Origin of the sequence: Streptomyces sp. NPDC058295, from assembly GCF_042880655.1 — a bacterium.
In the GTDB taxonomy this organism is placed as follows: domain Bacteria; phylum Actinomycetota; class Actinomycetes; order Streptomycetales; family Streptomycetaceae; genus Streptomyces; species Streptomyces coriariae.
The window spans coordinates 111,066-128,087 of the sequence record NZ_JBHVYO010000015.1 but is presented as its reverse complement, the minus strand read 5'-3'; the positions used below and the strand labels follow the sequence as shown (position 1 = coordinate 128,087).

The following is a 17,022-nucleotide window of genomic DNA, read 5'->3' as shown; positions in this document are numbered from 1 at the left end:
GCATGGTGTCGGGCCGATCGGCCCGGTCAGCTCGCGACCGGGGCCAGGACGAGCAGTGCCGTCCCCGCCTCGACCTGGTCGCCGGGGCGGGCCAGGACCTGTGTCACCACGCCGTCGACCGGCGCGTGCACCCTGGATTCCATCTTCATCGCCTCCAGGGCGAGCAGCGGCTGCCCCGCCGTCACCTCGTCGCCCGGCGACACGTTCAGCTGCCAGACGGAGGCGGCGAACTCGGCCTCGACCAGGCGGCCGCCCGGTGGTACCGCCACCTCGGCCGGGGGAGCGGCCGGCGCCTCGGCGGCCGCGGCCCGCGCGAACTCCCCGGCCGCCTCCCAGGCGTCCCGCTCCGCCGCGAACGCGGTCTGCTGGCGGGCCCTGAACTCGGCTATGGGGCCGGCGTTCTCGGCAAGGAAGGCCTGGTACTCGGCCAGGGAGAAGGTGCCCTCCTCGACGCGCGGCACGAAGCGGCCCGAGATGATGTCGGCCCGTAGTTCGAGGAGTTCGTCCGCGTCGACCGGATACCAGCGGATCCGGTCGAAGAAGCGCAGCAGCCAGGGCGAGCCCGGTTCGAATGCGCCGCGCTGCTGCCAGGGCGACCACACCTGGGTCGTCCTGCCCACGAACTGGTAGCCGCCGGGTCCCTCCATGCCGTAGACGCAGAGGTACGCGCCGCCGATGCCCACCGAGTTCTCGGCCGTCCAGGTGCGTGCGGGGTTGTACTTCGTCGTCACCAGACGGTGGCGCGGGTCGAGCGGGGTGGCGACCGGGGCGCCCAGGTAGACGTCTCCCAGGCCCAGCACCAGGTACTCCGCGGCGAACACCGTGTCGTAGACGTCCGCCACCGCGTCCAGGCCGTTGACCCGGCGGATGAACTCGATGTTCCAGGGGCACCAGGGGGCGTCGTCGCGGACGCCCGCCATGTAGCGGGCGATGGCCTCGCGGGTCGCGGGGTCGTCCCAGGACAGCGGGAGGTGCACGGTGCGGGAGGGGACGACCAGTTCGTCCGATGGCGGCAGGGCGGCCGTCATCTTCCGTACCACCGTGAGGAGTTCACGCTGGGGGAGGATGCCGGGGTCCGTCCGGATCTGCAGGGAGCGGATGCCCGGGGTGAGATCGGTGACGCCGGCCAGGTCCGCCGCGGACACCGCCTCCATCAGCGCGTGGACCCGCATGCGCAGCGCCAGGTCCAGCTGGAGCGGTCCGAACTCGACCAGCAGGTTGTCGTCGCCGCTGCGCCGGTAGGTCACGTCGCCGTCCCGGGCCAGAACGCCCCCGTCGACGATCGCGGGGCGCGGCGCGCCGTCCCCGGTCACCGGCGCGAAGCGGACCGTGTCGCCCGGGCGCAGCTGGCCCAGCTTCCAGCGCTCGGAGCTGAGCACCGTCGCCGGGCACACGAACCCGCCGAGGGACGGGCCGTCCGGGCCGAGCAGCACCGGCATGTCGCCGGTGTAGTCGACGGCGCCGACGGAGTAGGGGGTGTCGTGGATGTTGGACGGGTGCAACCCCGCCTCGCCGCCGTCGGTGCGTGCCCAGCGCGGCTTGGGCCCGACCAGGCGCACACCGGTGCGGGCCGAGTTGAAGTGGACCTTCCAGTCGGCGGCGTAGAAGTCGCGGATGTCGTCCTCGGTGAAGAACTCCGGTGCCGCGTGCGGGCCTTCGGCCGCGCCGAGGTGCCAGACCGGGGTGAACTCCGGGCGGTCAGGGGCGGGCACGGCGGTGCCTTCGACGACCGTCCCGCCGTGCAGGACGTCACCCGTGCGCAGCGCCCGCCCGCCGTGGCCGCCGAAGCGGCCCAGCGTGAACGTGCTCGCGCTGCCCAGGAAGGCGGGGACGTCCAGACCGCCCGCGAACAGGACGTAGGTCCGCAGTCCGTGCTCGTCGGGCGCGCCGATCTCCAGCAGGGCCCCGGCCGGTACGGTCACCGGTTCCCAGCGTGCCACCGGCGTGCCGTCCACGGTGACCGGGGCCGGCGCGCCCGTCACGCACACCGTGGTGGCGTGGGTGAAGCGCAGGGCCGGGCCCTGGAGGGTGCACTCCAGTCCCGGGGCGCCCTCGGGGTTGCCGAGCGCCCGGTTGCCGAGGCGGAACGAGCGGTCGTCCATCGGGCCGGACGGCGGGACGCCGACCTGCCAGTGGCCGGTGCGGCCGGGCCAGTCCTGCACGGTGGTGAGGGTGCCGCCGGAGACGACCTCGACGCGGGGGGTCGGGTCGGTGACGGTGGCGAGGGTCGCCGTGGAGTGGGCCGCCGTCACGAACCGGGAGTCCGCCAGCGCCGCCCGGACCAGTCCGAGGTTCGTCTCGATGCCGTCGACGCGGGTCCGGGCCAGCGCCTCGTCCAGGCGTCGCAGCGCGTGCTCCCGGTCCGAGCCGTACGCGATCACCTTCGCGAGCATCGGGTCGTACGAGGTCGTCACCTCGGTGCCCGTCTCCACCCAGCCGTCGACGCGCACGCCCCGCGGGAACTCGACCCGGGTCAACAGGCCGGCGCTGGGCCGGTGGTCGCGGCTGGGGTCCTCCGCGTAGAGGCGCGCCTCGACGGCGTGGCCGCGGGGCGGGCCCGGGTCGCGTACGACGTCCCGCTCGCCGCGCGCCAGGCGCAGCATCCAGGCGACCAGGTCGACGCCGTGGATCTCCTCGGTGACGGGATGTTCCACCTGGAGGCGGGTGTTGACCTCCAGGAAGTAGGCCTCCGCGCGGGCCGCGTCGTAGACGAACTCGACGGTGCCGGCGGACCGATAGCCGACCGAGGCGCACAAGTCCCGCGCACTCGAAGCGAGTTGCTCGCGGACGTGCGGGGGAAGGCCGGGGGCCGGGGCCTCCTCCACGACCTTCTGGTTGCGGCGCTGGAGGGAGCAGTCCCGGTCGCCGAGAACGACGACCTTTCCCGCGCCGTCGCCGAAGACCTGCACCTCGACATGGCGGGCGTGCTCCACGAGCCGTTCCAGGAAGACGCCGGCGGAGGAGAAGGAGGCGGCGGCGACACGCTGGACGCGCTCCCAGGCGTCGGTCAGTTCGGCGGCCGAGCGACAGGCCGACATGCCGATCCCGCCGCCACCGCCGGTGGCCTTGAGCATGACCGGGTAGCCGACGAGCCGGGCCTGCTCCAGCGCCTCGGGCAGGTCCGCCAGCAGTCCGGTGCCGGGGGCGAGCCGCACGCCCGCCGCCTCGGCCGCCGCCCGCGCGGTGTGCTTGGCGCCGAACAGCTCCAGCTGCTCCGGCGTCGGGCCCACGAACACGATCCCGGCGTCGGCGCAGCGGCGTGCGAAGGCCGCGTCCTCGGAGAGGAAGCCGTAGCCCGGGTGGATCGCGCCCGCCCCGGTGTCCTTGGCCGCGGCCAGGACCAGGTCGGGGTCGAGGTACGACTCCTTCGCGGGGGCCGGGCCGAGCCGTACGGCCTGGTCGGCGAGCCGGACATGGGGTGCCGAGCGGTCGGCGTCGGAGTACACCGCCACCGTCCGCAGGCCGAGTTCGCGGGCCGTCCGGATGACGCGGACGGCGATCTCGCCCCGGTTGGCGACCAGCAGCGTGTCGAAGGTCATGCGACGCCCGCCTCGTCGATGGTCATCTGCACCGCCGTCGGCTCGAAGCCGTTGCAGGGGTTGTTGATCTGGGGGCAGTTGGAGACCAGTACGAGGACGTCCCGTTCGGCTCGGAGCGTGAGGGAGAGGCCCGGCGCGGAGAGACCGTCGACGATGCCGAGGGTGCCGTCCTTCTCGACGGGCACGTTCATGTACCAGTTGATGTTGGAGACCAGGTCCCGCTTGCCGAGGCCGTGCCGGGCGCCCTCGGCGAGGAAGTTGTCCACACACGCGTGCTGCGCGTAGGTGTGGTGGCCGTAGCGCAGGGTGTTGGACTCCTTGGAGCAGGCGCCGCCGACCGTGTCGTGGCGGCCCACGCCGTCGGCGGTCACCGTCATCAGCGCAGTGTGCTCGTTGGACATCAGCACACTGCCCGTGGTGAGGAAGATGCCGCCCTGGGCGTGGATCGTGTCGGGCGCGCTGTAGCGCACGGACGTGTCGTGGGCGTCGTACACGAGGAAGTCGACGGCCTGGTTGCCGTGCAGGTCGGTGATGGTCAGCGTCTCGCCTTCGCGGACGACGGACGACCAGGAGGCGCGGGCCGCCACCACTGTCTTCGTGCTCATGCGAGCCCCCTCGCGGTCAGGAATTCGGCGGTCTCGAGGAAGGCACGGCGGCCTTCCGGTGTGACGTCCCACAGCGGGTCGCCGGGGGAGGTGGGCGCCGCCCGCCAGGCGAGGACCTCCAGCGGGGTGCTGACGTACTCCGGCCGGGGGTCGGCCGGGTGCGGCACGTTGGCGATCAGGACCGTCACGTCCTGCTCGGCGCGCAGGGTGACGCCGGCGCCCGGGCCGGCCGAGCCGGTGAAGTCGAGCGTGCCGTCGTCCCGGACCCGCACCCCCTGGAAGAAGGAGAGCGAGGGCGGCAGGTCGCGGGGCTCCAGGCCGTGCTTCGCGGCGGCCAGCTTGAACAGCTCCCGGCCGGCCGGGGAGGCGGACTGCGGGCTGCCGTCGCCGTAGCGCTCGGTGTTGCGTACGAGGGTGGAGGTGCCGCACAGGGCGTCGTGCCGGCCGGCGGTGTCGGCGACGACCGAGGCGAGGACGCGGCCCTGGTCGGACAGGAGCAGCACGCCCTCGCCGAGGTAGGCGTTCCACTGGACCTTGACCGTGTCGGCGACGTTCAGCCGCTCCCAGGGCCGGCCGTCCACGTGCAGGAGCAGATGGGCGCAGGCGTCGCCGTGCAGGTCGGTCAGGCGCAGCTCGGTGCCGCGCGCGAGGACCCGGTGGGTGTAGTTGCCGCCCGCGACCGTCTCGGCCCACACCAGGTGGCCCGCCTCGCAGGGCGGGTCCTGCCAGTCCCGGGCCGGGACGACCGGCATGGCCTCGGCGCGGGCACCTTCCTGTGCCCGGGCGTGGGCGCGTGCCCCGTATGTGGTCGCTGTCGCCGCCATTGCGGACCTCCGCAGCTCGGTTCCGTCGCTGTCGCGGTATTTCTGTCGCCCGACAGAAATTAGGTCCGGGGCGGGTCGCCGCCGTTGCCCTCCGGTTGCGGGGCGGTTACCGACTCCTCACCGGGTCGTCCGAAGATCGCCGTCCGGGACCGTGTGCGAGGATCGAAGACATGGGGACGAGCAGCGGACGTCGAGTGGGCCGGCCGCGGGCCGCGCAGCGGCCGGACAGCGGGCTCACGCCGCGCGCCGAACTGCTCGTGGCCGCCGCGGAGTTGTTCACCACGCGCGGCTATGCCGCCACCACCACCCGGGCCGTCGCCGAACGCGCGGGAATGCGCCAGGCCTCCATGTACCACTACGTCTCCGGCAAGGAGGAGCTGCTCGCCGCGCTGCTGGAGTCGACGGTCACGCCCTCGCTGACCTGCGCCCGAGAGTTGCTCGCGGACGACGACCGGACGGCCGAGGACCGGCTGTGGGAGCTGTGCCGAACCGACGTCGAGCTGCTGTGCGGCGGCTCGCACAACCTCGGCGGCCTCTACCTGCTGCCGGAGGTGCGCACCGAGCGGTTCGCCGGCTTCCATGCCGTGCGCGCCGAACTCAAGGACGGCTACCGCCAGTTGATCGCCGCCACGGCGGCGGGCGGCGCGCTCGCGAAGAGCGCGCTGGATCTGCGCACCGATCTGGTCTTCGGTCTCATCGAGGGCGTCATTCTCGTGCACCGCTCGGATCCCGACCGCTCGGTCTCGGAGTTCGCCCGCGCCACAGCCGACGCGGCGCTGCGTATCGCGGGGAACTGAACACCGTCCGAGCCACTCGCGGGTGCTCGTCTCATCCGTCCCGGTGAACTGTTCCGCACGCCCGTTCCACGTTACGCACGGTGTTCGAACGAATGCCGTGCGTGTAAATGGGTTGAGGTTACTCCACGTACGGAAGTGGTTTCAGGCGGTTGCGGAATATGACACGGCGATGATCCGGTCGGACTAAGCTCGCCCGCGGCGCACCGAGTTGAGGCGTATTCGTGCGCTTGTTCCCAAACTTCCCGAAGATGCCGACAGATCCCTACAGAGGGTGCCCACATGGTGAGTGTTCAGTCCCCACCCGGTCGCCGAGAACTTCCCTACGCGCGCGTGCTGTTGCTGCCGGCGATACTGATGGCCGCGGCGACCGGAGCCGCCGTCGCCCTGGTGGCGACGCAGGCCCGGCTCGCCGTCGGCGTCTGCGGATCCGTCGCCACCGTCCTGGTGATCGCGGCGGGAGCCGAGTCGGTGCGTCGTGGGCGGCGCCTGCGGGAGCTGCGCGCGGAGCGGGACCAGCGCGTCGCGTACCTGGAACGGCGGGTGGCCGGCCACGCGGAGGAGAACCGCCGCCTCGCCGAGGAGTTCGTGCCCAACGCGGTGGAGTGGCTGCGGGCCGGAAATTCCCCCAGGGAGGTGATGCGCGACTTCAGCGAGGGTGATCCCGACTTCCGTCAACTCGACGACGCGCAGCGCGCCGTGATCCGGAAGATCCTCGACATCGTCGACCACGAGGAGTCCCTGCGCGACTCGGCCCAGCGCTCCTTCGTCAGCATCGCCCGCCGGGTGCAGGCCATCGTCCACCAGCAGTCCGCGGAACTGCGGGAGATGGAGGAGGACCACGGCCGCAACCCCGAGGTCTTCGACGACCTGCTGCGCATCGACCACGGCACCTCGCTGATCGGCCGCCTCGCCGACTCCATCGGCGTGCTCGGCGGCGGCCGGCCCGGCCGCAACTGGCCCCAGCCGGTCCCGCTGTACAGCGTGCTGCGCGGCGCCATGTCCCGGATCCTGGATTACCGCCGCATCCAGCTGGACTCCATCGCCAAGGTGAACATCCGCGGCCTGTCCGTGGAGCCGCTCATCCACGCGCTCGCGGAACTCCTCGACAACGCCACCCGCTACTCGCCCCCGCAGAGCAAGGTGCACGTCAACGCCGTCGAGGTGCAGACCGGCATCGCCATCGAGATCGAGGACGCCGGCGTCAGCCTCAGCGAAGAGGCCCGCGCCAAGGCCGAACGCATGCTGGAGCAGGCCATGGCGGGCGTCGACATCCAGGACGTGGGCGGCACCCCGCGCCTGGGCCTCGCCGTCGTCGGCCGGCTGTGCACGTCGTTCAACCTCCAGGTCTCGCTGCGCACCTCGGCCTACGGCGGCGTCCGGGCCGTGCTCATCGTGCCGAGCGAGATGCAGACCTCCGACCCCGCCCCCGGCTTCGCGCACGGCATCGGAGCCACCGCCGTACCGCAGATCGACCTGAGCCAGATCGGCGAGGGCCCCAAGCGCCCGCCCAAGAAGCGCCGCCCCACCAACGCGCGTATCCCGGCCGGAGTCTCCCTGACCGACGACGAGGTGCCCGAGGTCACCGAGTGGACCGATCAGGGTCTGCCGCAGCGCCGCAGCAAGACCACGATCCCGATCACCCAGCGCTACGCCGAGGCGTACGCCGCCCAGGAGGCCGAGCGGCTCGGCAAGCCCGACCCGTTCGCACAGCGCCGGCCGGAGCCCGAGCCGGAGCCCCAGAAGAAGCGGGAGCCCGGCCTGGCGTTCGAGGCCTTCTGGGAGGGCCTGGTCAAGGCGGCCCCGCCCGGCGTGCACCCCACCGACTTCACCCGTAATCCCACCGCATATCTGCACCTGATCGAAGACAAGGCCAAGCCCGAGGCCGACGATGAAGGGGACCTCACGTGATCCAGCAGCGCCAAAACTTCGACTGGCTGCTCAAGGAGCTCTACGACGGGGTTCCCGGCATCGAGATGATCGTGGTCCTCTCGGCCGACGGACTGCGCATCGCCCGCTACGCCGGTGACCCCGACGCCGCCGACCGGGTCGCCGCCGCCTGCGCGGGCCTCCAGAGCCTGGCCGCCGCGGTCGGCCAGGAGATCCACTCGAGCACCGGCGAGATGGACATGGTCGTCATCGATCTGAGCGGCGGCTACTTCTACATGATGTCGGCCGGCGCCAACGCCTACCTCGCCGTCCTCGCCGACGTGCGCTGCGAGGCCAGTCGGATGAGCGGCATGATGCGCGACCTCGTGGTCCGCATCGGCGCCCATCTGACCAGTCCGCCCCGGCGCAACGGGCAGAGCGTATGACTCCTCCGCAACGCCGCCGGCGACAACCCCTGCCCCAACCGCCCCCGCCGCCGCCCCCACCGCTTCCGAAGGACTCGAAGGAGGGGGCGGAGGGGGAGGGCAAGAACCCCGAACGGCTCTACATCATCACGGGCGCGGACGGCGAGCGCGCACCCGTCGACCTCGTCACGTTAGTCGTGGCGCGTGCCGAACCGCCCTCGTCGGCCACCCCGGAGCAGACGGCGGTCCTGCGGATGTGCGCCGCCCCGCTGTCCGTGGCCGAGATCTCGGCCTACCTCGGCCTGCCGTTCAGCGTGGTGACGGTACTGCTCACCGAGATGCTGGCGGCCGAACTCGTACAGGCACGCGCCCCCATCGTCCGGCAGCAGCTCCCCGACCGTTCCCTTCTCGAAGCGGTGATGCATGGACTTCAACGGCTCTGACACGATCCCCGGCCCACGGGCCGAGGACCATCTGCCGCACACCACCACGGCCGCGGCGAAGATCGTCATCGTGGGCGGCTTCGGCGTCGGCAAGACCACCATGGTCGGCTCCGTCAGCGAGATCAGGCCGCTGACCACCGAGGAGACCATGACCCAGGCGGGCATCGGGGTCGACGACAACTACGGCTCCGAGACCAAGACCGCCACCACCGTGGCCATGGACTTCGGCCGGATCCGCATCACCGAACAGGTCGTGCTCTACCTCTTCGGCACGCCCGGCCAGGAACGCTTCTGGTTCCTGTGGAACGGACTGTTCGAGGGCGCGCTCGGCGCGGTCGTCCTGGTCGACACCCGCCGCCTCGAGGTCAGCTTCGAGGTCATGGGCCGGCTCGAGGAGGGCGGCGTGCCCTTCGTCGTCGCCGTCAACACCTTCCCCGACGGGCCCCGTTACCCCGTCGACGACCTGCGCGCGGCCCTCGACCTGCCGCCCGAGATCCCGATCGTGGAGTGCGACGTCCGCCGCCGCGCCTCCAGCCGCGACGTCCTGATGACCCTCATGCGTTTTCTGCACTCCCTGGCTCTGACCCGCAGCCTCACCTGACCCGCACGGCACCTCCCCCACCACCCGATTCAGCACAGTTTCGGAGCGACCCCCTGTGACTCCCGAACACCCCACCCCGAACGGTCCGCACGACCTCGCCCTGGACCCGCCGCCCGGCTGCCCCGCGCACGTCCGGGGACCCGGCGGACTGGCCCGCCTCTATGGCCCCGGCGCGGAGGACCTCAACGAGCTGTACGAACGGCTGCGCGAGGAACACGGCCCCGTCGCACCGGTCCTGCTCCAGGACGACCTGCCGATGTGGATGGTCCTCGGGCACGCCGAGAACCTGCGCATGGTGCGCACCCCCTCGCAGTTCACCAAGGACAGCCGCATCTGGTCGCAGATGCTGGACGGCAAGGTCAGGCCCGACCACCCGCTCATGCCGCACATGGCCTGGCAGCCCATCTGCGCCCACGCCGAGGGCGACGAGCACAAGCGGCTGCGCGGCGCGGTCACCGCCGCCATGGCCACCATCGACGACCGCAGTGTGCGCCGCTACATCAACCGCTCCAGCCAGCGCCTGGTCAACCGCTTCTGCGAGGAGGGCCGGGCCGACCTGGTCGGCGACTTCGCCGAGCACCTGCCGATGGCCGTGATGTGCCATGTCCTCGGCATGCCCGACGAGTACAACGACAAGATGGTGCACGCCGCCCGCGACGCGCTCAAGGGCAGCGCGACCGCCCTCGCCAGCCACGAGTACGTCGTACAGGCGCTGGCCCGGCTCACCACCCGCCGCCGGGCCGAGCCCGAGGACGACTTCACCAGCCACCTCATCGGCCACCCGGCGGGACTCACCGACGACGAGGTCAGGGAGCATCTGCGCCTGGTGCTCTTCGCCGCCTACGAGGCCACCGTCAACCTGCTCTCCAACGCGCTGCGCATGGTCCTCACCGACCCGCGCTTCCTCGCCCAGCTCAACGGCGGCCAGATGACGGTGGCGGAGGCGGTCGAGCAGTCCCTGTGGGACGAGCCCCCGTTCAGCACCATCTTCGGCTACTTCGCCAAGCAGGACACGGAGTTGGGCGGTCAGCGGATCCGCCGGGGCGACGGTCTCTTCTTCGCGCCCGCGCCCGGCAATGTGGACCCCCGGGTACGCCCCGACCTCTCCGCCCACATGCAGGGCAACCGCTCCCACCTCGCCTTCGGCAGCGGTCCCCACGAGTGCCCCGGCCAGGACATCGGCCGCGCCATCGCCGACGTCGGCGTCGACGCCCTGCTGATGCGGCTGCCGGACGTCCAACTCGACTGTGACGAGGACGAGTTGCGGTGGACGATGTCGATCGCCTCGCGGCACCTGGTGGAGCTGCCGGTCCGGTTCGAGCCGAAGGACCAGCAGGACGTCAAGCACAAACCGAGCCACGCCCCGATCCCGCCGCAGCGGATCACGCGGCCGGTGAGCACGGAGCCGCGGCCCACGCCGGCGCCCGCCCCCGAACCGGTGGCCACGCCGGCGCCCACGCGGCGTTCGGTGCCGCAGCCCGCGCCGCAGCCCGCGCCTCAGCCGGCCTCGCAGTCCGCGCCGCCCGTCCCGCAGCCGACCGGGCCGGTCCGCAGGCCCAACGCCTGGCGGCGCTTCCTGTCCTGGTGGCGCGGCTACTGAGCAGCGGCGCCCGCCGACGGGGCGGCGGCCCAGCCGTCGTACGACGTCCAGGCCTCGAGCACCCGGCCGCTGCGCAGCCGGTGCTCCGTCCCCGTGACCGGATCGGTGAACTCCAGCTCCTGCGCCAGTAGTTGAAGCGGGCGCCGGAAGTCACCGGCCGGCACGGGGGCGGCCACCTCGGGGTAGAGCGGATCGCCGAGGATGGGCACGCCGAGCGTGCTCATGTGGACGCGCAGCTGATGGGTCTGCCCGGTGGCGGGCAGCAGCCGGTACCGGCCGAGTCCCCGCGCACCGTGCTCGACGAGCTCGACGCGGCTCACGGCGTTCGGCTCGCCCGCCACCTCGTAGGCGGCCAGGATCCCGCGCTCCTTGACGATCCGGCTGCGCACGGTCGCGGGCAGGGTGAGTTCCGGGTCGTACGGCGCGACGGCCTCGTACACCTTGCGCACCAGGCGGTCGCGGAACAGTGACTGGTAGGCGCCGCGCTCCTCGGGGCGCACGGTGAACAGCACGAGTCCGGCGGTGAGCCGGTCGAGCCGGTGCGCGGCGCCGAGCGCGGGGATGTCCAGCTCCCGCCGCAGCCGGGCCAGCGCGCTCTCGGTGACATGGCTGCCGCGCGGGGTGGTGGCCAGGAAGTGCGGCTTGTCGACGACGACGATGTGCTCGTCGCGGTGCACGATCCCCAGCGGGAACGGCACGGGCACCTCGGGCGGCAGCTCGCGGTGGTACCAGACGAACATCCCCGGTACGTAGGCCGCGTCCGGCGGCACCGCCCGCCCGTCGGCATCGACGACGAGCCCCGCCTCCAGCATCCCGTCCACGACCCCGGCGCGCGCCGCGCCCAGCCGCTCCACCAGGTGCTCCCGCACGGTGGCCCAGGCGCCCTCGCCGGGCAACCGCACCCGCACCGGGTCGATCCCGTCGCGCTGCGGCAACGGGGAGGGCGGGGGCGGCGTACGGCGTCTCATCGGGGTCAAGCCTACGGGCCGGAAAACCCGTTGGTCGGGCCGTGGTCCGTTGGCAGGATGCGGCTCATGCCCTTCACCGCCGACGCCGTCCTGCCCGCCGGAACCCTCTCCGGGGCCCCGCAGCCCGTGCTCCGCAGCGGCGACGGACTGCTGCTGCGTCCGTGGCGGGCCGAGGACGCCCCCGCCGTGTACGCCGCCTTCCAGGACCCGGCCATGCACCAGTGGCACATCAGGGCCGCCGACTCCGAGGAGGAGGTCAGCGGCTGGATCGAGGAGTGGCGCGAGAGCTGGGCGGAGGAGCGGAACGCCCAGTGGGCCGTCGTCGACACGGACACCGGCGAACTGCTCGGGCGGGTGGCGCTGCGCGGCATCCTGCTCGCCGAGGGCGTGGCCGAGGTCGCGTACTGGACGACCATGGCGGCCCGCGGCCGGGGAGTGGCACCCCGGGCCACGACCGCCCTCACCCGCTGGGCCTTCGACGAGATCGGCTTCCACCGACTGGAGCTGATGCACGCCACGGCCAACGAGGCCTCCTGCCGGGTCGCCGGCAAGGCCGGTTACCTCCTGGAGGGCACCAAGCGCAGTGCGGCGCTCCACCAGGACGGCTGGCACGACATGCATCTCCACGCACGCGTGCAGGGCTACTGAGCGAGGCCCGCCCACGGGCACGGGCCCGGCGGCTCCGCTGCGCGTGCCTGTCCAGCCCGCTTGTCGGGGCGATGGGGTTGTCGGCCAGGCGGGCGGGTCCGGCGGTCGGGCCGGCGCGCTCATGGCTGTCCCACGCGCGCGTCGGCCTGACGTGTTCGTCCGCTCTGCGTACCTGCCGGACGTCGGGCGGCACCGTGGCCGTCGGGGCTATACGGCCGCCTTCTCCGGTACCGCGGTGGCCGGCGCCGGTGCCGGTGACCGCCTGCGGTAGGCCCGGAAGACCACGCCGGCCGCGAGTGTCGCGCCGAGGAACAGCACCGTGAACCACTGGAAGTACCAGTGGCCGCCCGCCGGGTCGTACACCGCCACGCGCGGCCAGGCCAGGTTGACCGTCATCAGCAGGCCGTAGAGGAGCGCGAGGGCGTTCACCGGGACGCCCCAGCGGCCCAGCGAGAACAGGGGGGCGCCCGTCTCGTCCGTGCCGGCCGAGGAGAACCGTCCGCGCAGCCGGCGCACCAGCAGCGGGCCGGTGACCATCGCGTACGCCAGGTACAGCATCACGATGCAGGTCGTGCCGATGGCCAGGAAGGCGTCCGGGGAGGCGAAGTTGAGCAGCAGCAGGGTAGCCGCGAGGACGCCGACCACCAGCGCCGGGGCGCTCGGCATACCGGTACGGGGGTTCACGCGCGCGAGGCGGCCGGAGAACGGCAACTGTCCGTCACGGGCCATGGAGAACAGCATCCGGCAGGCCGCCGTCTGGATGGCGAGCGTCGCCACCGCGATCGCGACCACCACGTCCGCCAGCAGCACCTTGCCGACCCCGTCGCCGAGGCTGCTGGTGAGGACGTAGCTGAGGCCGTCGACCCCGAGCCGTCCGTCGGTGAGGCTGGGGGCGGCGAGCAGTCCGCCCAGCACGATCAGCCCGCCGAGCAGGCCGGCCGCGCCGAGCGCGGTGAGGATCGTGCGGGGCGCGGTGCGCCGCGGGTGGTGTGTCTCCTCGCTCATCTCGCCCGCGCTGTCGAACCCGATCATCACGTACGCGGCCGTGAACGAGCCGACGAGCAGCGCCCCGAACAGGCCGTTCTGGGCGGCCCCTTCGGTGTGGAAGGTGATGCTCGGCGTGCGTTCGGAGTGGGTGAGCAGCAGCACGACGATGAGCACCGCGCCGATGATCTCGGCGGTCACGCCGACCCGGTTGATCACGGACATCACGCGGTTGTCGACGACGTTGACGAACGTGGTGAGCGCCAGCAGGAGCACGCCGAGCAGCGCAGCGTTGGCCGCGCCGTCGGGCGAGGTGGGCGCCGGGTCGGTGCCGATCAGCTGGAAGCCCGACCAGATCGCCGGCAGCACCATCTGGAGCGCCAGCGCGGCCGCGGCGACCACGACGATCTGACCGATCACCATGATCCAGCCGGCGAACCAGCCGAACGACGGCGTCGACAGCCGCGAGGACCACTGGTAGATCGCGCCCGAGATCGGGTAGCGCGCCGCCAGCTCCGCGAAGCACGCGGCGACCAGCAACTGACCGACCAGCACGACCGGCCAGGCCCAGAAGAAGACCGGGCCGCCGAAGGCGTACCCGAAGGCGAAGAACTGGAAGACGGTCGTCAGCACGGAGATGAAGGAGAACCCGGCGGCGAACGAGGCGTACCGGCCCAGGCTGCGGTGCAGCTCCTGGCGGTAGCCGAACTCGGCGAGGGGGCTGTCGCCCGCGCCGGGGGAGCGCGGCGGGTCGGGGCGTACGTCGGAAGGGGCTGTTGTCGTCACGGCGGAACCTGCCTTGGGCCCAGAGGGAACGTCATTCCTGTCGGGCGACAGAAATTAGGGACGCGCTGTTTCGTGGGCGTCACGCCGCCGTGTCCGGGGCGGGCCCAAGTCCTCACGTCCTCGCCCACCTCACCCGATCGCGTTACATCGCGTCTCTTGCGAGCGGGTGGCGACTCGCGATATGTTCGGCTACGGATATTCGGAAGCGAACTGTCTGGAGTCGGCTGTTCGAAGCCGGCTGTTCGCGAGTCGTCGAAGCGAGCTGTCGCCGTGGGCCGCGCGCGGTGAACTGCTGGTCGTGGAGCGAGGTGGTCGTCGTGGCGAGGAAACGCCGAAAGCTCAGCAATCCGTTGGCGCTCGCCGTGATGACCACCCTCTGGCAGAAGCCGATGCATCCGTACGAGATCGCCCAGACCCTGCGCAGCCAGGGCAAGGACACCAGTACGAAGACGAACTACGGCTCGCTCTACACCGTCGTGCAGAACCTCGAGAAGTACGGCTTCGTCGAGGTGACGGGTGTGGAACGCCAGGGCAACCGCCCCGAGCGCACGGTCTACGGGCTCACCGAGGCCGGGCGTGAGGAGATGGCCGAGTGGCTGTCCGATCTGATCGCCATCCCCGCGAAGGAGTACCCGATCTTCGAGACGGCGCTCTCGCTGATGGCGGCGCTGCCTCCCGACGAGGTGGTGCGCCTGCTGGAGACCCGGCTGAGCTCGCTGGAGGTCCAGGTGGCCGCCGGCCGCGGCGCCCTCGAAAAGCTCTACGAGACGCTGCCGAGGCTCTTCCTCGTCGAGGTCGAGTACCAGCTGCACATGGTCGAGGCGCAGGCCGGATGGGTCGGCGGATTCCTCGAGGAGATCAGGAAGGGCTCACTGCCCGGCGTCGAGGACTGGCGGCGTTTTCACGAGACGGGGGAGCTGCCGACGGAATTCACCTCTTGAGAACGACCCCGGCAGGGCTGTTGCAGCAGCTCCGCCGGGGTCCCCAACCCCGAACGGAATCCGCGGTGAAGCGGCTCCGGGCCATCGAGGTGCGGCACACCCAGGATAGCCCGGCGCTCTTCACGCGGATCAGTAGTCCTGTCCGCTCACGAAGGAGCACCGTCATGAGCAACACCCGCGCGCCCGCCGTCGAGGCGCGTCGACTCGTCAAGACCTACCCGGGTGGCGTCACCGCCCTGAACGGCCTCGATATCACCGTCGAGCCCGGTACGGTCTTCGGGCTGCTCGGCCCCAACGGCGCCGGCAAGTCCACCACCGTCAAGATCCTCACCACCCTCGCCCGCCCCGACTCCGGGTCGGCCGACGTCGCCGGTCACGACGTGCTGCGCCACCCGGACCGGGTGCGCCGCGCGATCGGCGTGGTCGCCCAGAACTCCGGTGCCGACCCGGTCGCCACCGGCCGCGACAACCTCCGCCTCCAGGGCAGGCTCTACGGCCTGCGGGGCGTCGCCCTCGACCGGCGCGTCGACGAGCTGCTGGCACGCTTCGCGCTCACCGAGGCCGCCCGGCGCCCGGTCAAGGGCTACTCCGGCGGCATGCGGCGCCGGCTCGACGTGGCCCTCGGTCTGGTGCACCGGCCCGAGGTGCTCTTCCTCGACGAGCCCACCACGGGTCTGGACCCGGAGGCCCGCACCGCGATGTGGGACGAGATCGGCCGGCTGGCCGGCGAGGAGGGGCTGACCATCCTGCTCACCACGCACTACCTGGAGGAGGCCGACCGGCTCGCCGAGCGCGTCGCCATCGTCGACCGCGGCCGGATCGTCGTCACCGGCACTCCCGACGGCCTCAAGGGCGAACTCCGGGGCGACGCCGTGCATGTGGAGCTGCGGACCACGCCGGGCGAGAGCGGCCGGGTGCTGCTGGAGGGCGCCCTGAGCGGGCTGCCGGGCATCCACGAGGTGGTGTGCGACGGGCCACGGATCAGTGCCCGCGCCGAGGACGGAGCGGCGGCGGTGCCCGCGCTGCTCGGTGCCCTGGAGCGGGCCGGGGTGGCCGTCGCCACCGCCACCGTCGCCCGCCCCTCCCTCGACGACGTCTACCTGCGGTACGCGGGCCGCCGTTACGCCGAGGCCGAGGCCGAGAGCGGGACCGCCGCCGACACCCTCGTCCTCACCGGGGGTGCGCGATGAGCACCGCGATCGTCCAGACCTGGTACATGACGCAGCGCCAGCTGATGGTGTTCGCCCGCCAGCCCGCGTACGCCGTGATCACGCTGATCCAGCCGGTGATCTGGCTGTTCCTCTTCGGCAGCCTCTTCAAGAACGTCGTGGCGCTGGGCGGCTTCGGCACGGCCTCCTACCTCGACTACCTGGTGCCGGGCGTGGTCGTGATGAGCGCGCTCGCCTCCAACCTGTGGGCGGGCATGGGCACATTGGAGGAGATCCAGCGCGGCACCCTCAACCGCTTTCTGACCACCCCGGCCAGCCGGGCCGCGCTGATGAACGGCAATGTCGTCCACAACGGCATCGTCACCGCCCTGCAGTCGGCCGTCATCGTGCTGCTGGGCCTGGCGGGAGGCGCGGAGTACCCCGGCGGGGTCATGGGCGTCGTCGTCCTGGTCGTCGCCTCGGTGCTGCTGGGCACGGTCTTCGGGGCGCTGTCCAACGCCCTGGGCATGCTGGTGCGGGAGCGGGAGTCGATCATCGGCGTCAACACCTTCCTGCTGCTGCCGCTGACCTTCCTCTCCAGCGCGTTCATGGCGCCGGACCGGATGCCCGGCTGGATACGGCAGGTGGCCCGCTTCAACCCGTTGGACTGGGCGATGGTCGCCGGTCGTTCGGCCCTGTCCGCCGACCCCGACTGGGGCGCGGTGCTTCTGCGCGGCGGGGCGCTTCTGGCGCTCGCGACGGCGGCCGTGTGGCTCTCGATCAGGACGTTCCGGTCGTACCAGCGGTCGGTGTAGCCGCGGGCGGTGCGGCCCCCCGGGGGTCGCAG

At 72.1% G+C, this 17,022-nt stretch carries 15 protein-coding genes; 10 read left to right on the top strand and 5 right to left on the bottom strand.

Annotated features, from left to right (window positions below):
* Positions 1-26 precede the first annotated feature (26 nt).
* The 3 genes from ACFVYS_RS18390 to ACFVYS_RS18380 are packed head-to-tail and all read right to left on the bottom strand — an operon-like array spanning position 27 to position 4,968.
* Complete coding sequence (locus ACFVYS_RS18390) at positions 27-3,539, bottom strand: 5-oxoprolinase/urea amidolyase family protein (protein ID WP_389503168.1); 3,513 nt, start codon at positions 3,537-3,539, stop codon at positions 27-29.
* Complete coding sequence (locus ACFVYS_RS18385) at positions 3,536-4,144, bottom strand: urea amidolyase associated protein UAAP2 (RefSeq protein ID WP_389503166.1); 609 nt, start codon at positions 4,142-4,144, stop codon at positions 3,536-3,538. The genes ACFVYS_RS18390 and ACFVYS_RS18385 overlap by 4 nt, the downstream gene beginning before the upstream one ends.
* Positions 4,141-4,968 carry an urea amidolyase associated protein UAAP1 gene (locus ACFVYS_RS18380; protein ID WP_389503164.1) on the bottom strand — a complete coding sequence of 276 codons (828 nt, stop codon included), beginning with the start codon at positions 4,966-4,968 and terminating at the stop codon, positions 4,141-4,143. The genes ACFVYS_RS18385 and ACFVYS_RS18380 overlap by 4 nt, the downstream gene beginning before the upstream one ends.
* A gap of 170 nt (positions 4,969-5,138) precedes the next feature.
* Here ACFVYS_RS18380 and ACFVYS_RS18375 point away from each other — a divergent pair, with 170 nt between their 5' ends.
* The 6 genes from ACFVYS_RS18375 (at position 5,139) to ACFVYS_RS18350 (ending at position 10,700) form a co-directional block, all read left to right on the top strand.
* Positions 5,139-5,765 (top strand): TetR/AcrR family transcriptional regulator, encoded by a 627-nt coding sequence (locus ACFVYS_RS18375; protein WP_389503162.1) that lies wholly within the window; start codon positions 5,139-5,141, stop codon positions 5,763-5,765.
* Positions 5,766-6,044: 279 nt separating this feature from the next.
* Complete coding sequence (locus ACFVYS_RS18370) at positions 6,045-7,673, top strand: sensor histidine kinase (RefSeq protein ID WP_389503160.1); 1,629 nt, start codon at positions 6,045-6,047, stop codon at positions 7,671-7,673.
* Positions 7,670-8,077, top strand: a complete 408-nt coding sequence (locus ACFVYS_RS18365) for a roadblock/LC7 domain-containing protein (protein WP_062646899.1) — start codon at positions 7,670-7,672, stop codon at positions 8,075-8,077. Before ACFVYS_RS18370 ends, ACFVYS_RS18365 begins: the two co-directional genes overlap by 4 nt.
* Complete coding sequence (locus tag ACFVYS_RS18360) at positions 8,074-8,499, top strand: DUF742 domain-containing protein (protein WP_389503158.1); 426 nt, start codon at positions 8,074-8,076, stop codon at positions 8,497-8,499. Before ACFVYS_RS18365 ends, ACFVYS_RS18360 begins: the two co-directional genes overlap by 4 nt.
* Positions 8,480-9,100, top strand: coding sequence for an ATP/GTP-binding protein (locus tag ACFVYS_RS18355; protein WP_267020790.1), 621 nt, complete (start codon positions 8,480-8,482; stop codon positions 9,098-9,100). Before ACFVYS_RS18360 ends, ACFVYS_RS18355 begins: the two co-directional genes overlap by 20 nt.
* Before the next feature lie 55 nt (positions 9,101-9,155).
* Entirely contained in the window at positions 9,156-10,700 is a 1,545-nt protein-coding gene (locus tag ACFVYS_RS18350) for a cytochrome P450 (RefSeq protein ID WP_389503156.1), read from the top strand.
* Here ACFVYS_RS18350 and ACFVYS_RS18345 read toward each other — a convergent pair.
* Entirely contained in the window at positions 10,694-11,668 is a 975-nt protein-coding gene (locus ACFVYS_RS18345) for an RluA family pseudouridine synthase (protein ID WP_389503154.1), read from the bottom strand. The genes ACFVYS_RS18350 and ACFVYS_RS18345 overlap by 7 nt on opposite strands.
* Positions 11,669-11,734: 66 nt before the next feature.
* On the opposite strand from ACFVYS_RS18345, the gene ACFVYS_RS18340 reads away from it, so the two are divergent.
* Positions 11,735-12,316 carry a GNAT family N-acetyltransferase gene (locus ACFVYS_RS18340; protein ID WP_389503152.1) on the top strand — a complete coding sequence of 194 codons (582 nt, stop codon included), beginning with the start codon at positions 11,735-11,737 and terminating at the stop codon, positions 12,314-12,316.
* Positions 12,317-12,523: 207 nt separating this feature from the next.
* On the opposite strand, the gene ACFVYS_RS18335 is transcribed toward ACFVYS_RS18340, so the two are convergent.
* Entirely contained in the window at positions 12,524-14,086 is a 1,563-nt protein-coding gene (locus tag ACFVYS_RS18335; protein ID WP_389503150.1) for an amino acid permease, read from the bottom strand.
* 317 nt (positions 14,087-14,403) lie between these two features.
* Between ACFVYS_RS18335 and ACFVYS_RS18330 the strand changes: the two genes are divergently transcribed.
* The 3 genes from ACFVYS_RS18330 (at position 14,404) to ACFVYS_RS18320 (ending at position 16,990) form a co-directional block, all read left to right on the top strand.
* On the top strand, positions 14,404-15,027 hold the full coding sequence (locus ACFVYS_RS18330) for a PadR family transcriptional regulator (protein WP_389503148.1): 624 nt from the start codon (positions 14,404-14,406) through the stop codon (positions 15,025-15,027).
* A 164-nt stretch (positions 15,028-15,191) separates the two neighbouring features.
* Complete coding sequence (locus ACFVYS_RS18325) at positions 15,192-16,217, top strand: ATP-binding cassette domain-containing protein (RefSeq protein ID WP_389503146.1); 1,026 nt, start codon at positions 15,192-15,194, stop codon at positions 16,215-16,217.
* Positions 16,214-16,990 (top strand): ABC transporter permease, encoded by a 777-nt coding sequence (locus ACFVYS_RS18320; RefSeq protein ID WP_389503144.1) that lies wholly within the window; start codon positions 16,214-16,216, stop codon positions 16,988-16,990. Before ACFVYS_RS18325 ends, ACFVYS_RS18320 begins: the two co-directional genes overlap by 4 nt.
* Positions 16,991-17,022 lie beyond the last annotated feature (32 nt).

Excerpts from the sequence above, each read along its gene's own strand:
- ACFVYS_RS18390 (WP_389503168.1), bottom strand. The coding sequence starts at position 3,539 with ATGACCTTCGACACGCTGCTGGTCGCCAACCGGGGCGAGATCGCCGTC.
- ACFVYS_RS18360 (WP_389503158.1), top strand. The coding sequence starts at position 8,074 with ATGACTCCTCCGCAACGCCGCCGGCGACAACCCCTGCCCCAACCGCCC.
- ACFVYS_RS18355 (WP_267020790.1), top strand. The coding sequence starts at position 8,480 with ATGGACTTCAACGGCTCTGACACGATCCCCGGCCCACGGGCCGAGGAC.
- ACFVYS_RS18380 (WP_389503164.1), bottom strand. The coding sequence starts at position 4,968 with ATGGCGGCGACAGCGACCACATACGGGGCACGCGCCCACGCCCGGGCA.
- ACFVYS_RS18345 (WP_389503154.1), bottom strand. The coding sequence starts at position 11,668 with ATGAGACGCCGTACGCCGCCCCCGCCCTCCCCGTTGCCGCAGCGCGAC.
- ACFVYS_RS18375 (WP_389503162.1), top strand. The coding sequence starts at position 5,139 with ATGGGGACGAGCAGCGGACGTCGAGTGGGCCGGCCGCGGGCCGCGCAG.
- ACFVYS_RS18325 (WP_389503146.1), top strand. The coding sequence starts at position 15,192 with ATGAGCAACACCCGCGCGCCCGCCGTCGAGGCGCGTCGACTCGTCAAG.
- ACFVYS_RS18385 (WP_389503166.1), bottom strand. The coding sequence starts at position 4,144 with ATGAGCACGAAGACAGTGGTGGCGGCCCGCGCCTCCTGGTCGTCCGTC.
- ACFVYS_RS18320 (WP_389503144.1), top strand. The coding sequence starts at position 16,214 with ATGAGCACCGCGATCGTCCAGACCTGGTACATGACGCAGCGCCAGCTG.
- ACFVYS_RS18340 (WP_389503152.1), top strand. The coding sequence starts at position 11,735 with ATGCCCTTCACCGCCGACGCCGTCCTGCCCGCCGGAACCCTCTCCGGG.
- ACFVYS_RS18370 (WP_389503160.1), top strand. The coding sequence starts at position 6,045 with ATGGTGAGTGTTCAGTCCCCACCCGGTCGCCGAGAACTTCCCTACGCG.